Origin of the sequence: uncultured Polaribacter sp., from assembly GCF_947497695.1 — a bacterium.
Classification (GTDB): Bacteria; Bacteroidota; Bacteroidia; order Flavobacteriales; family Flavobacteriaceae; genus Polaribacter.
In genome coordinates, this window is the sequence record NZ_CANMHM010000004.1 from 45,487 (window position 1) to 60,392 (window position 14,906).

The 14,906-nt window shown below is 29.4% G+C and carries 12 protein-coding genes and 2 tRNA genes; 7 read left to right on the forward strand and 7 right to left on the reverse strand.

Annotation, left to right across the window (positions count from 1 at the left end; all coding sequences use genetic code 11):
* From Q0731_RS06360 to Q0731_RS06370, 3 genes are all read left to right on the forward strand, one after another.
* Nucleotides 1-900 carry an exopolyphosphatase gene (locus Q0731_RS06360; protein WP_299061468.1) on the forward strand — a complete coding sequence of 300 codons (900 nt, stop codon included), beginning with the start codon at nt 1-3 and terminating at the stop codon, nt 898-900.
* 113 nt (nt 901-1,013) lie between these two features.
* Nucleotides 1,014-2,684 carry an OmpA family protein gene (locus Q0731_RS06365; protein ID WP_299061471.1) on the forward strand — a complete coding sequence of 557 codons (1,671 nt, stop codon included), beginning with the start codon at nt 1,014-1,016 and terminating at the stop codon, nt 2,682-2,684.
* 195 nt (nt 2,685-2,879) lie between these two features.
* Nucleotides 2,880-3,437: a YqgE/AlgH family protein gene (locus Q0731_RS06370; protein WP_299061880.1), complete on the forward strand. Its 558-nt coding sequence runs from the start codon at nt 2,880-2,882 to the stop codon at nt 3,435-3,437.
* On the opposite strand, the gene Q0731_RS06375 is transcribed toward Q0731_RS06370, so the two are convergent.
* Nucleotides 3,434-4,267, reverse strand: a complete 834-nt coding sequence (locus tag Q0731_RS06375) for an aminotransferase class IV (protein WP_299061474.1) — start codon at nt 4,265-4,267, stop codon at nt 3,434-3,436. The genes Q0731_RS06370 and Q0731_RS06375 overlap by 4 nt on opposite strands.
* 99 nt (nt 4,268-4,366) lie before the next feature.
* Nucleotides 4,367-4,750: an START-like domain-containing protein gene (locus Q0731_RS06380; protein WP_299061477.1), complete on the reverse strand. Its 384-nt coding sequence runs from the start codon at nt 4,748-4,750 to the stop codon at nt 4,367-4,369.
* 109 nt (nt 4,751-4,859) lie between these two features.
* Between Q0731_RS06380 and Q0731_RS06385 the strand changes: the two genes are divergently transcribed.
* Nucleotides 4,860-4,933: transfer RNA gene (locus tag Q0731_RS06385), tRNA-Met, on the forward strand.
* Between the two features lie 116 nt (nt 4,934-5,049).
* On the opposite strand, the gene Q0731_RS06390 is transcribed toward Q0731_RS06385, so the two are convergent.
* The 3 genes from Q0731_RS06390 to Q0731_RS06400 form a co-directional block, all read right to left on the reverse strand.
* The gene (locus tag Q0731_RS06390; protein WP_366915401.1) at nt 5,050-5,397 is read right to left on the reverse strand and encodes a transposase; all 348 of its coding nucleotides are present in this window, start codon (nt 5,395-5,397) and stop codon (nt 5,050-5,052) included.
* 194 nt (nt 5,398-5,591) lie between these two features.
* Complete coding sequence (locus Q0731_RS06395; protein WP_366915402.1) at nt 5,592-5,879, reverse strand: transposase; 288 nt, start codon at nt 5,877-5,879, stop codon at nt 5,592-5,594.
* A gap of 623 nt (nt 5,880-6,502) precedes the next feature.
* Nucleotides 6,503-6,587: transfer RNA gene (locus Q0731_RS06400), tRNA-Ser, on the reverse strand.
* A 243-nt stretch (nt 6,588-6,830) separates the two neighbouring features.
* Here Q0731_RS06400 and aroC point away from each other — a divergent pair.
* From aroC to Q0731_RS06415, 3 genes are all read left to right on the forward strand, one after another.
* Nucleotides 6,831-7,895: a chorismate synthase gene (gene aroC / locus Q0731_RS06405; RefSeq protein ID WP_299061480.1), complete on the forward strand. Its 1,065-nt coding sequence runs from the start codon at nt 6,831-6,833 to the stop codon at nt 7,893-7,895.
* Nucleotides 7,896-7,962: 67 nt separating this feature from the next.
* Complete coding sequence (locus Q0731_RS06410) at nt 7,963-9,051, forward strand: heparan-alpha-glucosaminide N-acetyltransferase domain-containing protein (protein WP_299061482.1); 1,089 nt, start codon at nt 7,963-7,965, stop codon at nt 9,049-9,051.
* 44 nt (nt 9,052-9,095) lie between these two features.
* Nucleotides 9,096-9,959, forward strand: a complete 864-nt coding sequence (locus tag Q0731_RS06415; protein ID WP_299061485.1) for a DUF1749 domain-containing protein — start codon at nt 9,096-9,098, stop codon at nt 9,957-9,959.
* A 111-nt stretch (nt 9,960-10,070) separates the two neighbouring features.
* On the opposite strand, the gene Q0731_RS06420 is transcribed toward Q0731_RS06415, so the two are convergent.
* Nucleotides 10,071-10,382 carry a DUF3467 domain-containing protein gene (locus Q0731_RS06420; RefSeq protein ID WP_299061488.1) on the reverse strand — a complete coding sequence of 104 codons (312 nt, stop codon included), beginning with the start codon at nt 10,380-10,382 and terminating at the stop codon, nt 10,071-10,073.
* A gap of 191 nt (nt 10,383-10,573) precedes the next feature.
* Nucleotides 10,574-14,848 (reverse strand): DNA-directed RNA polymerase subunit beta', encoded by a 4,275-nt coding sequence (gene rpoC, locus Q0731_RS06425; protein ID WP_299061491.1) that lies wholly within the window; start codon nt 14,846-14,848, stop codon nt 10,574-10,576.
* Nucleotides 14,849-14,906: the final 58 nt, after the last annotated feature.

Here is a 14,906-nt window from a genome sequence, read left to right on the forward strand (position 1 = left end):
TTGTTAGAAATTAAAAAATACGGTGCCATTGATATTGGTTCAAATGCAATTAGATTATTAATATCTAATGTGATTATATCAAAAAATAATGATCCTAAATTTAAAAAATCTGCTTTAGTACGAGTACCTATTCGTTTAGGTGCAGATGCTTTTGTTAATGAAGGGATTATTACTGATAAAAACATCACAAGAATGATAAATGCTATGAAAGCATTTAAATTATTGATGGACGTTCATGGAGTAGAAAGGTATAAAACTTGTGCAACTTCTGCCATGAGAGAAGCTAAAAATGGCAAAGAAGTTACAGAAAAAATCTTTAATGAAACAGATATAAAGATAGATATTATTGGAGGTAAGGAAGAAGCTGCTATAATTTCATCTACAGATTTAAATGATTTAATAAGTGGTAATAACTCTTATTTATATGTTGATGTTGGAGGTGGTAGTACAGAGTTTACACTTTTTTCTCAAGGAAAAATTGTAACATCAAAATCTTTTAAAATGGGAACTGTTCGTTTATTAGGGAATAAAAAATCTGTAAATAAAGAAATTTTTGCTAATGTTGAAAAATGGATTAAAAAGAATACAAAAGGTATAAAGAAGGTTTCTTTAATAGGATCTGGAGGAAATATCAATCGATTGTTTAAAATGTCTGGCAGAACTGAAGGCAAACCAATCTCCTATATATATCTAAATGCTCAATACCAATTTTTAAAACAAATGACTTATGAAGAAAGAATTTCTGAACTAAGTTTAAACCCAGATAGAGCAGATGTTATTATACCTGCAACTAAAATATATTTATCTGCAATGAAATGGAGTGGTGCAAGAAAAATTTATGTTCCTAAAATAGGGCTCTCTGATGGTATTATTAAAAGTTTATATTATAACAAATTATAACTTTTTAAAAAAAGTTATTTACTCTTTAATATATTTTATTATTTTAGCATAATATATGTGACTTTAAACAAAATTGTGTGTCACAATAAACAACAAATCAAATACGATTAATTATGAAAAAAATTTTATTTAGCTTAATGCTATTAATGTTTGGAGCATCTGCATTTGCTCAAGATTTACCAGAAAACCCAGAACCGGGTAAATGTTATGTACGTTGTAAAACTCCAGAAGTTTGGAAAAACCAAGACATTACAATAGAAGTTGCACCTTCTTACAAAAAGATTATTACAAACCCAGCACAGTATAAAACTGTAACTGAGAGAGTTTTAGTAAGTGAAGGGAAACAAGAGTTAGTTGTTGTACCAGCAGTTTACGAAATGAGAGATGTTACTGTTGTTACAAAAGAAGCAAGTAGCTATTTAGTAAAAGTACCTTCTAAGACAAGTACAGTAACTGAAACTGTTGTAGTTGAAGAAGCTAGTCAAAGTTTAGAAGTTGTACCTGCAGTTTACGAAATGAGAGACGTAACTATGGTTGTTACAGAAGCTACTCAAAAAGTAGAAATTATACCTGCTAAATATGAAATGAGAGACGTAACTGTAGTAAGCAAAGAAGCTAGCCAAAGTTTAGAGGTTATACCTGCAACTTATGGTACAGAAACAATTACTTACCGTAAAAGAGAATATGGTAATAGTTTAAAAGTTATTCCAGCTGTTCTTACTAGAGATACTGAGGTTATTGAAATGAAAGCTCAATCTGCAAGATGGGAAATGAGTGAAAGAGCACCTGATTGTGAATCTTCTGATCCTAATGACTGTAGATACTGGTGTTTTAAAGAAGTACCTGCTCAATTTCAAACAATTCAAAAAACAGTTTTATCTAGTGATGCTCAAGTAGTTTCTACTCCAGATTGTACTGGTAATTCTGATGGAAATAACTGTGGAGAAGCTACTTATACAAAAAGAGTTTTAAAAGAAAAAGCATCTACAAGAACAATTACAATTCCAGAAGTTACAACTACTATTAAGAAAAGAGTAATGGTTGCACCTCCTACAACTAGAGTAATTGATGTTCCTGCTGTAACTAGAACAATTAAGAAAAGAGTAATGGTTACACCTCCTACAACTAGAGTTGTAACAATACCACAAAAAACAAAAACATTTACAAGAACTGTAATTACACCAGAAACTACAAAAACAGTAAATGTACCAGAAACAACTAAAACTATTCAGAAAAGAGTAATGGTTACTCCTCCAACAACAAGAGTTGTAAATTCTGAACCTGTATATTCTACAATTAAGAAAACTGTTTTAGTTAAAGATGCTACTAAAGAAGAAATAGCAGTAGCACCACAATACAAAACAGTTAGTAAAGAAGTATTAGTAAGCAAAGGTGGTTTAACTACTTGGAAAGAAGTTGAATGTGCATTAATTAACAATACTGTTTTACCTATTAACTGGAATTTAGGTAGTGCAACTTTAACAGCAGAAGCTAAGAACATTATTGATACTAGATTGTTACCTGTATTAAAGAATGGTGTTGCTGTAGCTATTGAGTCTCATACAGATTCAAGAGGTTCTGCTTTAAGTAACCAAAGCTTATCTGATAGAAGAGCAAGATCTGTAACAAATTACTTAATTTCTAAAGGTGTAAACCCTAGTCAAATTACTGGTAATGGTTTTGGAGAATCTAAATTAATTAACAGATGTTCTGATGGTGTTTCATGTACTGAAGCTGAACACAGAGCAAACAGAAGAACTTCTTTTAGAGTAATCAATCAATAATTAGATTGAACAATATTTAAATCTAATTCATATAAAACCCGAAGCATTTTAGCTTTGGGTTTTTTCTTTTTATAATTTTAATTATAGATCATTAAAAATCTATATTTAAATTTAAAGCAATAAATAGTATTAAAAAGTAAATGACTATATTTATAATATAAACGTAATCGAATTTATTTTTAACTATTAGTTTTTATAGCAAATATGAAACCAAATAAAGGTAAATTATTAATTGCAGAACCTACTATTTTAAATGACAGTTCATTTAATAGAACGATTGTTTTATTAACTGAACATACCGAAAATAATTCTGTTGGTTTCATTTTAAATAGACCTTTAGATTTCACTGTAAATGATATATTTCCAGATATTGATTGTCATTTTAAAATATATCAAGGAGGCCCTGTAGAGCAAGATAACTTATATTTTGTACATAAAATTCCACAATTACTGCCTAATAGTATTGAAGTTGCTAATGGAATATTCTGGGGAGGTAGTTTTAAATCTCTGAGAGACTTACTAAAAAATAAAATTTTAAACACTTCTGATATCCGTTTTTTCTTAGGATATTCTGGATGGGATAGACAACAACTAGAAGAAGAAATGAATGAAAAATCTTGGTTTGTTGGAGAAAATGATTTTGAAAATATTTTTTCTACAGATGATAAAAGCCTTTGGAAAAATAAACTATTACAAAAAGGAGGAGCTTATAAACTCTGGGCTAATGCACCAAGTAATTTTAACTTAAACTAAACTCCTACTGTCTGTAATACTTTTAAACTATTTGCAATTTTATTACCAATAACTGTAGTAAACACTTTTTTCTTATAACTAGTAACTGGTTGTATCCCAATAATTGCATTTGTAATAAAAACTTCGTCAGCTTTTTGTACTTCGAAGGGAGATATTGAAGTTTCTTCGATTGTAAATTCCTTATTTTTAAAAATAATTTCAAGTACTTTTAAACGAGTAATTCCTTTAATACATCCTTCCGTTAAAGCAGGTGTCTTTATAACATTTCCTTTAACGATAAATATATTACCATTAGTTACTTCTACTACCCCCTTCTTTTCGTTAATTAAAATACAATTATCTAAATCATTTTCATTCGCAAAAATACTTGCCAATGTATTTATCATTCTATTATTGGTTTTTATTGTTGATAAAAGCCCAGAATAATTATAAAAATCTTTGTAAACATCTAAAGAATATGATTTTTTAGTTTTATACAAATTTTCTTTTACTTCAATACTAAAATCAATTTGGTTGGTTTTAGGTAAATATAAACCACCATCTTTTCTAAAAACATTTAAACGAACTCTATAAGAACTTTTATCACCTTGAGCTTTAACTGTTTTTAGTATCTCTTTCTCTAAAAACTCTAAAGTGAACTCAATAGGAATTTTCATACGCAACATTCTCATAGAAGACATTAACCTAAAATAATGGTCCTCCCAGAAAATAACTTTATTATTAAATACCTTTATAGTTTCAAAAATAGCATCTCCATACTTAAAAGCTCTATTTTCTAATGATAATTTTATATCTGTTGAAGAAAGTAAATCTCCATTGAAATTGACCATAGTTTAAATTTAAAGTTGCAAAATTAAGGTATTTTAAAATATTTAAACATAAAAAAACTCAACAATAATGTTGAGTTTTATAATTTATGAAAATTATATTTAAGCACCTATTGTGTTTCTTAATTCATCAATTTGACTTTCCCATAACTTCTTAGATTCTTCAACTTCATCTTCATCATCAGCAAAATCAGTAACAATTAAAGAAACATCTTTTGTTAATGCATCAACCTGAATTTTAATTTCAAAAAAACTATCATCATCTTCACTTTCTAACCATTTAAAACGAACTCTATCGTCTGTTTTTTTAGTAATCAATTCTGCAAGTTCCTCTTCGCCTTCCCAAGTAAAACTATACTCTTTACCTCTAGAATTTACTTTATCAGCAAACCATTCCTGTAAATTAGAAGGAGAAGAAATGTACTGATACAACATGTGAGGTGAGGCGTGAATAGGAATTTCTATTTCGAATTTTATTTTATCCATTATTTTTTTGTTAGGTCGACAATATAGGTATTAATTCTATTTAAAAAAAATCAAAAACACTTCTTGCTAGTTTGCAAAATTCGATTATATTTGCAGCCTCAAAACCTATGGCGAGGTAGCTCAGTTGGTTAGAGCGCAGGATTCATAACCCTGAGGTCACGGGTTCAAATCCCGTTCTCGCTACAAAATTAATGCTAATTAAATCAACGAATTGTGACTAACAATTCGTTTTTTTATGCCTCAAATTTTCTTACTCTTAACAAAGAGGGATCAAATCTAAAAGTTGTGGGATTTAGAAATTATGCATAAATATTCGTTATTCTAAAAAGAAAAAATTCTATATTTCTGGAACACCAAAATTGTGATCTAAATTCTTTTATTTTGGAGTTAAAAGATTCAGCAGAAGCATTTGTACTTCTGTTATCGAAATAGTTGATTTTATTTTGGTAATGTATTGACATGGTTCTAGCAATACTGCTAAAGCTTTTAAATTTAGCTTGTCTTGCTTTTTCATCCCATTTAGCTAGTTTAATCAATGGTGAAGTTTTATCTCTTGTTTGATTGTAAATCCAGGGTAGGTTTTGACATAATTTATATGCTTTTTCTATGTCAGGATATTTTTCAAAAAGTATTTTAGCTCTTTTTATTTGATTATCAGTTCATTTACTATTAGCCTTATAAAGTAAATACCTGCTTCTAGCAAGTAGTTGCTTTAAGGTATCTCCGTTTTTAAATAGTTTAAACTTGTATTTTATTGATTTGTTTTTAGCGTTTTCTATGGCATCATTTTCTTTATCTAAAGTTTCCCAAAGATGTTTAATTCTAATTTCTTGAAGTGCATCTAAAGCTTTTTTTTTACATGAAATCTATAAATAACTTGGCTAGCCTGTTGAAATGACTTTTTTACAATAAGTCCCATATTACCAGCCATATCTAGGGTTACTTCTAGTACTTTTTTTCTGATTTTTAATGGATTTTTTTTAAGTATTTTAATAACAGTTTCTGCTTTAGTTCCTTTAACCATTGCTATTAAAGCTCCTTTTTTACCTTGTGCATCTTTGTTGGTAAAAATAGTATATAAATCTCCGTTTGAAAAAGAAGTTTCATCTATGGAAATATATTTTCCAATATTTTAAGGAAATAGTAACCAATTTTTAGCGTGTGATTTTTGATTCAATTGTTTAAAATCGCTCAAATAATCTTTGTACTGTCTCTGTAGGTTTCTTTGTTTTACTCCGTAAAAGGTTACTACAACAGATGTACTTGTAGCATTTTTACGAACTGATTTGTTTTAAAAAAGTACTAAATTCACTAGTCATTCTAGTGACTTTTACTACTAATTTCCAATTTCTTACTACTATTTTTTTTAGAATTATCATCAACTCAGCGTCTTCTAATAATATGTAGAAAAACGCTTTTACCTTGAATAGGAAAATCTTGAACAGTAGCTTCTTGAAAAAATCATTTAGAACTTAGTTTAAGTATTTTAAATTCTTCTGGTATCGTACTTAATTCAGTGAAATAGAAATGAAGTTCAACGTCTTTAATTTCGTGTTTGGTAAGTTAAAATAATCAACAATAATTTCCAGTAGAAATAATTTAACAAGCTCAATCGAAGTGTCCAAAATGTAGAAAATTTATGATTCAAATCTCTTACTTTTTACTCCAACCCACAACTTTTGGTATTGACCCACGACAAATGTCAACTCAAAAAATAAACCCTTGAAAATCAATTGATTAACAAGGGTTTTGCGGAGAAAGAGGGATTCGAACCCCCGGTCCTGTTACAGACAACAGTTTTCAAGACTGCCGCATTCGACCGCTCTGCCATTTCTCCAGTGCGTCTTATCAGATATAATCTGTTAGCGGCTGCAAATATAACAACCTTTTTCATTTTGTCAAATAAAAAATACATTTTTTTTATTTTTATTTGAATATCATTGATTAAAATTTATATCTTTCTAACAATCAAAGATTATAATAAAATTATTTTTTTTAGAAATCATTACAAAACTAAGTCGATTTCTATTTCTTCTAGAATCGTTTAGTATATTTGTACTATTATTATAATTATACAAATATGTCATTTAATTCTTTCGGAAATTTATTAAAAGTAACAACATTTGGAGAATCTCATGGAACAGCAATTGGTGGTGTCATTGATGGTTTCCCCGCAGGATTAAAGCTTGACTTTGATGCTATTCAAAATGAATTAGATAGACGTAAACCTGGGCAATCTAAAATTGTTACGCAACGTAAAGAACCTGATACAGTAGAATTTTTATCTGGTATTTTTGAAGGTAAAACTACAGGTACATCTATTGGGTTTATCATTAAAAACACCAACCAGAAAAGTAAAGATTACAATCACAATACAAATGTTTATAGGCCTTCTCATGCCGATTTTACGTATGATAAAAAGTTTGGCAACAGAGATTATAGAGGTGGTGGTAGAAGTTCTGCTCGTGAAACTGCAAATTGGGTAGTTGCAGGTGCTTTAGCAAAACAATTAATTGCTAGTATAAATATTAATGCTTTTACATCTTCTGTTGGAGATATTTTTATGGAAAAACCTTATCAAGACTTAGATTTCTCAAAAACGGAAACTAATATTATTCGTTGTCCTGATGAAGCATCCGCAGAAAAAATGATCGAAAAAGTAAAGGAAATTAGAAAAGCAGGTGACACTATTGGAGGTACAATTACCTGTGTTGCACAAAATGTTCCTGTTGGTTTAGGTGAACCTATTTTTCATAAATTACATTCAGAATTAGGTAAAGCAATGTTGTCTATAAATGCTGTTAAAGGTTTTGAATTTGGAAGCGGTTTTTGTGGTTCTAGAATGAAAGGATCTGAACATAATGATGTATTTAATGCTGATGGATCTACACAAACCAATTTATCTGGTGGAATTCAAGGAGGAATTAGTAACGGAATGGATATTTATTTTAGGGTAGCCTTTAAGCCAGTTGCAACAATTATGAGTACACAGCAAACTATAAATTCTGAAAATGAAATCACAGAAATTACTGGAAAAGGAAGACACGATCCTTGTGTTGTACCAAGAGCTGTGCCAATAGTAGAAGCAATGACTGCTTTGGTTTTAGCTGATTTTTGGTTAATTAATAAATCTAGAAAGATTTAACTTTTTTCTGAATATTTATTCATTATAAATATTTAGTTCTATTTTAGATGAATAGATACTATAAATATTGGAATCGAAAAGGTTATATTTTATTGATATTATTAGAGCTTTTGCTATTATAATGATGTTGCAAGGTCATTTTGTTGACACGCTTTTAGCAACAAATTATAGAAATTTGAACTTAGTCTCTTTTTCTATTTGGTCTTATTTTAGAGGCATAACAGCTCCTACTTTTTTTACAATTTCTGGTCTAATATTTACCTACCTTTTATTAAGAGCAAAAGATAGAGGAGAATCGAAATTAAGAATGAGAAAAGGGATTATAAGAGGTTTCTTTTTAATATTTGTTGGTTATCTTATTAGAATACCAATTTTACAATGGCTGTCTGGAAGTTTTAATACATATTTTTTAGTTATTGATGTTTTACAATGTATTGGTTTTAGTTTAATACTTATTATTATACTGTATTTTTTATCAGCAAAAAAAACAGCAATTTTTTCTTTGGTAACCATAACTATAGGGATTGTTATATTTATAACAGAGCCTTTATACAGAAATATTTCTTTTAATAACTTACCCCTACTTTTTAATAATTATGTTTCTAAAAGTGCTGGCTCTATTTTTACAATTATTCCATGGTTTGGTTATGTTGCTTTTGGAGCTTTTTTAGCAACGCTTTTTCACAAAAACCTTCACAAAAAAAAAATTAAATTATTAACAGTTACATCATTTATATTAGTAGGATTTCTTTTAATATTTTATTCTTCATATTTCCTTTGTATTTTAGCAAAGCTAACTAACATCAAACTTTTTCTAGAGGCTGCTAGTTTCAATTATCTTTTTACCAGACTGGGGAATGTGTTTATTTATTTTGCTTTTTTCTATGCTTTAGAAAATTACTTAAAATTCCCTTTAATTTTAAAAATAGGACAGAAAACATTATCAATTTATGTAATCCATTTCATTATTATTTATGGTAGCTTTACTGGTATTGGTTTAAAATTAATTGGAAAAACACTTACCCCTTGGCAAGCTTTTTTTGGAGCATTCACATTTATTTCTTGTGTATGCTTTATATCATTCTATTATGTGAAATCAAATGCATTTTTATATAACCTTTTAAGGAAAGTAATTACTAAGCTAAAAAACGAATAATTAATTTATAGTATCAATTATATATGAGAATAGTTACTTCAATTTTGTTTTTACTACTTTATAATGTTAGTATTGCTCAAACATTATATTTAGATAGCGTTTCTAAAGTATCAAAAAAAACATATACTTATAAAAAATACAATGATAAAAAACTAAAATTAGACTTTTACAAGCCTAAAAAAATTAAAAAGAATTTACCGCTTATTATTTATGTTCATGGTGGTGGTTTTGCAGGTGGAAAACGTGATGTAAATCATATTGTAGATTTTGCTAATAACTTAGCTAAACGTGGATATGCTGTAGCTTCTGTATCTTATCGTTTGACAATGCAAAAATTAGGTTTTGGATGTAATACCAAAGCTTCAGAAAAAATAAAAGCCTTTAATAATGCCTCTGAAGATATTAGTTTTGCCATTAATTATATTTTAGAGAATAATAGAAAATTTAAAATAAATAAAACCAAAATAATCCTTTTAGGATCAAGTGCAGGTGCAGAAGCTATTTTAAACCTTGCCTATATTTATGATCAAAAAATTCTTTCTGAAAAATTTAAATTTGCGGGGCTTATTAGTATGGCTGGTGCAACTATATCTCAAGAAAAAATAAATAAACAGAATGCAATACCAACGTTGCTTTTTCATGGAATAAAAGACAAACTAGTCCCTTATAATATAGCACCACATCATTATTGTAAAAAAAATGATGTTGGGTATCTTATACTTTACGGATCCAGAGCAATTGCTGATAGATTAAAAGTACTAAATAAACCGTATTTTTTATATACTATAAAAGAAGGAAACCATGGTTGGTGTGTAAGACCATTGTATGAATGTTCTAAAGAAATTTTAGACTTTATGTATTTTGACGTTCTAAAAAATAAAAAAAGACAAACAGAAATTTCAATCTAATAAAATTTTAATTAATTAATTTGTCTATATCAATTCTAATAATTAAATCTTAGAGTTATAATACAAGCTTTAACATAAAAAAAGCGATACTTAAAGTATCACTTTTTTTGTTTATGCTTGACCTGTTGGTCCAAAATTCATTGGAATTGGAGGTTGTTCAAATTCTTTAATCTCACCATTTTGCTGTTCAAATTTTCTAATATTATCAGCTAAAGCTTGGGCTAACCTTTTAGCATGTTGAGGAGTCAATATAATTCTAGATTTAACTTTTGCCTTTGGTACACCTGGCATAATATTAATAAAATCTACAATAAATTCTGACATAGAATGATTAATTATTGCCAAATTAGAATACGTTCCTTCTGCAATTTCTTGATCTAATTCAATATTTATTTGTCCGTCTTTGTTTTGATTTTCTTCCATATTAAAAATTGTGTATTTGTTTATTCTTGTAATTGTGTAATCTTAAAAAATCTATAATCCGTTTAATAGTTATGTAATTTTCTCATTTGAAACTAATAAATAGAAATAAAAAAAGTTGAATTGAATATTGTAAACAAGTTACAACAAACAATTCAACTTTTAAAAATATTTAAACGTTTAAACGTTTTGTTTTAGAAACTTTGTTCTATCTCCTCTTTAGGACCAACAATTACTTTATCATAAGATCTCATTCCTGTACCTGCTGGGATTCTCTTACCAACAATTACATTTTCTTTCAATCCTTCTAAAGTATCTACTTTACCATTTACAGCAGCCTCATTTAAAACTTTTGTAGTTTCTTGGAAAGAAGCTGCAGAAATAAATGATTTTGTTTGTAATGATGCTCTTGTAATTCCTTGTAAAACTTGTTCTGCAGTTGCTGGTTTTGCATCTCTTGCTTCAACTAAATTCTGATCATTTCTTCTTAATAAAGAATTCTCATCTCTTAATTGACGTGCAGAAATAATTTGACCTGCAACTAAATTTTCAGAATCTCCAGCATTTTCAACAACTTTCATTCCGTAAATTGCATCATTATCTTTGATAAAGTCAATTTTATGAATTAATTGATTCTCTAAGAATAAAGTATCTCCAGAATCTATAATCTTCACTTTACGCATCATTTGACGAACAACTACTTCAAAATGTTTGTCGTTAATTTTTACACCCTGTAAACGATATACTTCTTGTATTTCATTTACTAAGTACATTTGTACTGCAGATGGCCCTTTAATTCTTAAAATATCAGAAGGAGTTGTTGCTCCATCAGATAATGGCATACCAGCTTTGATAAAGTCATTTTCTTGAACTAAAATTTGGTTAGAAAGTTTAACTAAATACTTTCTAATATCTCCTGTTTTAGATTCAACAATAATTTCTCTGTTACCACGCTTAATTTTACCAAAAGAAACAACACCATCAATTTCAGATACAACAGATGGGTTAGAAGGATTACGTGCTTCAAATAATTCTGTTACACGAGGTAAACCTCCTGTAATATCACCTGCTTTACCAGATTTTCTTGGTATTTTTACTAAAGTATGACCAGATGCTACTTTATCTCCATCAGCTACCATTAGGTGTGCCCCAACAGGTAAACTATAGGAACGTAAAGCGTTACCATCTTTATCTTCAATAATTAAAGATGCAATTAATTTCTTATTTTTAGAATCGATCATTACAATCTCTTGGAAACCTGTTTGCTCATCAACTTCTACAGTGTAATTAATACCTTGTGTTAAGTTATCAAACTTCACTTTTCCTTCAAATTCAGAAACAATTACACCATTAAATGGATCCCATTGAACAATTGCTTCACCCTTTTTAATAGATTTACGTTCTTTATCAAATATAATAGAACCATAAGGTAAAATATTTGTACTCTGAGTAATTCCTGTTTTCTTATCTATAATTTTAATTTCAGCAGTTCTAGATATTACAATATCAACTTCTTTACCTTCACTGTCTTTTCCAACAACTGTGCGTAAATCATCAATAATGACTTTACCATCAAACTTAGCAATTAATTTATTTTCTTCAGAAATATTACCTGCAACCCCACCAACGTGGAATGTACGTAATGTTAACTGTGTACCTGGTTCTCCAATAGATTGTGCCGCAATTACACCAACAGCTTCACCAATTTGTACCTTACTAAGTGTAGACAAACTTTGTCCGTAACATTTTGCACAAATTCCTTTTTCTGACTCACAAGTTAATGCAGATCTTACTTCTACTTTATCAATTCCAGATTTTTCAACAGCATTAGCTAATTTCCAAGTAATAGGTTCATTAGCTTCTAAAAGAAGTTCATCTGTTATTGGATGATAAACGTTTTGTAAAGAAACACGACCTTCAATTCTATCTGTTAAAGATTCTACAATCTCATCATTTTTCTTTAATGGCTCAACTTCTAATCCTCTTAACGTACCACAATCTTCTTCGTTTACAATAACATCTTGAGATACATCAACCAATCTACGAGTTAAATAACCTGCATCAGCCGTTTTTAAAGCGGTATCTGCCAAACCTTTACGAGCACCGTGAGTAGAAATGAAATATTCTAAAATTGATAAACCTTCTTTAAAATTTGAAAGAATCGGGTTCTCAATAATTTCTCCACCTCCAGCTGTAGATTTTTTAGGTTTTGCCATCAATCCACGCATACCTGTTAACTGACGAATTTGTTCTTTAGAACCCCTTGCACCAGAATCAAGCATCATATAAACTGAGTTGAAACCTTGTTGATCTTCACGTAAACGTTTCATAGATAACTCAGTTAAATCGTTATTGGTTCTACCCCAAATATCAATTACCTGATTGTAACGCTCTTTTTGCGTTAACATACCCATGTTATAATTCGCTACAATTACATCCACCTCTTTATTGGCTTCATCAATCATACCTTGTTTTTCTTTAGGTATAATAATATCCCCTAAAGAGAATGATAAACCACCTTGGAAGGCAAATTTATATCCCATATTTTTTATCTCATCTAAGAAATCTCCTGTAGTAGGAATATCTGTAGCTTTTAAAATACCACCAATAATTCCACGTAAATTTTTCTTAGTTAATACCTCATTGATATAACCAGCAGCAGCAGGAACTTTTTCATTAAATAAAACCCTACCAACAGTAGTTTTTATAATTCTAGTTATTTGCTCACCATTCTCATCAATATCCTGAGTTCTTACTTTAATCCCAGCATTTAAGTCAACCTTTTCTTCATTAAAAGCAATAGTTACTTCTTCTGGTGAGTAAAAAGTGATTCCTTCTCCTTTAATTGGTACTTCTGGAGTAGAAATTCGCTCTTTTGTCATATAATACAAACCAAGTACCATATCTTGAGAAGGTACAGTAACTGGTGCACCATTTGCAGGATTTAAGATATTATGAGAAGCCAACATTAATATTTGTGCTTCTAAAATAGCCTCTGGTCCTAATGGTAAGTGAACCGCCATTTGATCTCCATCAAAATCGGCATTAAATGCAGAACACGCTAATGGGTGTAACTGTATTGCTTTACCTTCAATTAATTTTGGTTGAAATGCTTGTATACCAAGTCTGTGTAAAGTAGGTGCTCTGTTTAATAAAACAGGATGTCCTTTAATTACGTTTTCTAAGATATCCCAAACAACTGGTTCTTTTCTATCTATTATTTTCTTTGCAGATTTAACTGTTTTTACAATTCCTCTTTCTATTAATTTTCTAATTACAAAAGGTTTGTAAAGTTCAGCTGCCATATCTTTTGGCAATCCACATTCAGACAATTTCATTTCTGGTCCAACGACAATTACAGAACGTGCAGAATAATCAACACGCTTTCCTAATAAATTCTGACGGAAACGTCCTTGTTTACCTTTTAATGAATCTGATAGAGATTTTAAAGGTCTGTTAGATTCAGTTTTTACAGCTGATGATTTACGCGTGTTGTCAAATAAAGAATCTACAGATTCTTGTAACATACGCTTCTCATTACGTAAAATAACTTCTGGAGCTTTTATCTCAACCAATCTTTTTAAACGATTGTTTCTAATAATAACTCTTCTATATAAATCATTTAAATCTGAAGTAGCAAAACGTCCACCATCTAAAGGAACTAAAGGTCTTAATTCTGGTGGAATTACTGGAACAGCTTTCATAATCATCCATTCTGGATGATTTTCTCTATTTTTTTGAGAATCTCTAAACGCTTCAACAACATTTAAACGTTTTAATGCCTCTGTTTTACGTTGTTTAGATGTTTCAGTATTTGCTTTGTGTCTTAATTCAAAAGATAATTTTTCTAAATCAATACGAGCTAATAAATCAATTAAACATTCAGCCCCCATTTTAGCGATAAACTTATTAGGGTCTTCATCATCTAAATATTGATTATCTTGTGGTAACTCATCAGCAATATCTAAATATTCTTCTTCTGTTAAGAAATCCATTTTTTGTAATGGTTCTCCTTCCACATTTTTTGCAATACCTGGTTGGATTACTACGTAACGTTCGTAGTAAATAATCATATCTAACTTTTTAGATGGTAAACCTAAAAGGTATCCCATTTTGTTAGGTAATGATCTAAAATACCAAATATGAGCAACAGGCACTACTAAATTGATATGCCCTACTCTATCTCTTCGTACTTTCTTTTCTGTCACTTCTACACCACAACGATCACAAACAATCCCTTTGTAGCGAATTCTTTTGTACTTTCCACAAGCACATTCATAATCCTTTACAGGACCAAAAATACGCTCACAAAATAAACCATCTCTTTCTGGTTTGTGCGTACGATAATTTATTGTTTCTGGTTTTAAAACTTCACCTTTAGAAATTTCTAAAATAGCTTCTGGTGATGATAAACCAATTGAGATTTTACTAAACTTTTTTACAGTGTACTTCTCTTCTTTTCTTGCCATGTCTTTAAATAAGTATTCAGTATTCAGTTGGCAGTATTCAGTTCTCAGTATTCAAAAG

Excerpts from the sequence above, each read along its gene's own strand:
- Q0731_RS06365 (WP_299061471.1), top strand. The coding sequence starts at position 1,014 with ATGAAAAAAATTTTATTTAGCTTAATGCTATTAATGTTTGGAGCATCT.
- Q0731_RS06375 (WP_299061474.1), bottom strand. The coding sequence starts at position 4,267 with ATGGTCAATTTCAATGGAGATTTACTTTCTTCAACAGATATAAAATTA.
- Q0731_RS06380 (WP_299061477.1), bottom strand. The coding sequence starts at position 4,750 with ATGGATAAAATAAAATTCGAAATAGAAATTCCTATTCACGCCTCACCT.
- aroC (WP_299061480.1), top strand. The coding sequence starts at position 6,831 with ATGTCATTTAATTCTTTCGGAAATTTATTAAAAGTAACAACATTTGGA.
- Q0731_RS06420 (WP_299061488.1), bottom strand. The coding sequence starts at position 10,382 with ATGGAAGAAAATCAAAACAAAGACGGACAAATAAATATTGAATTAGAT.
- rpoC (WP_299061491.1), bottom strand. The coding sequence starts at position 14,848 with ATGGCAAGAAAAGAAGAGAAGTACACTGTAAAAAAGTTTAGTAAAATC.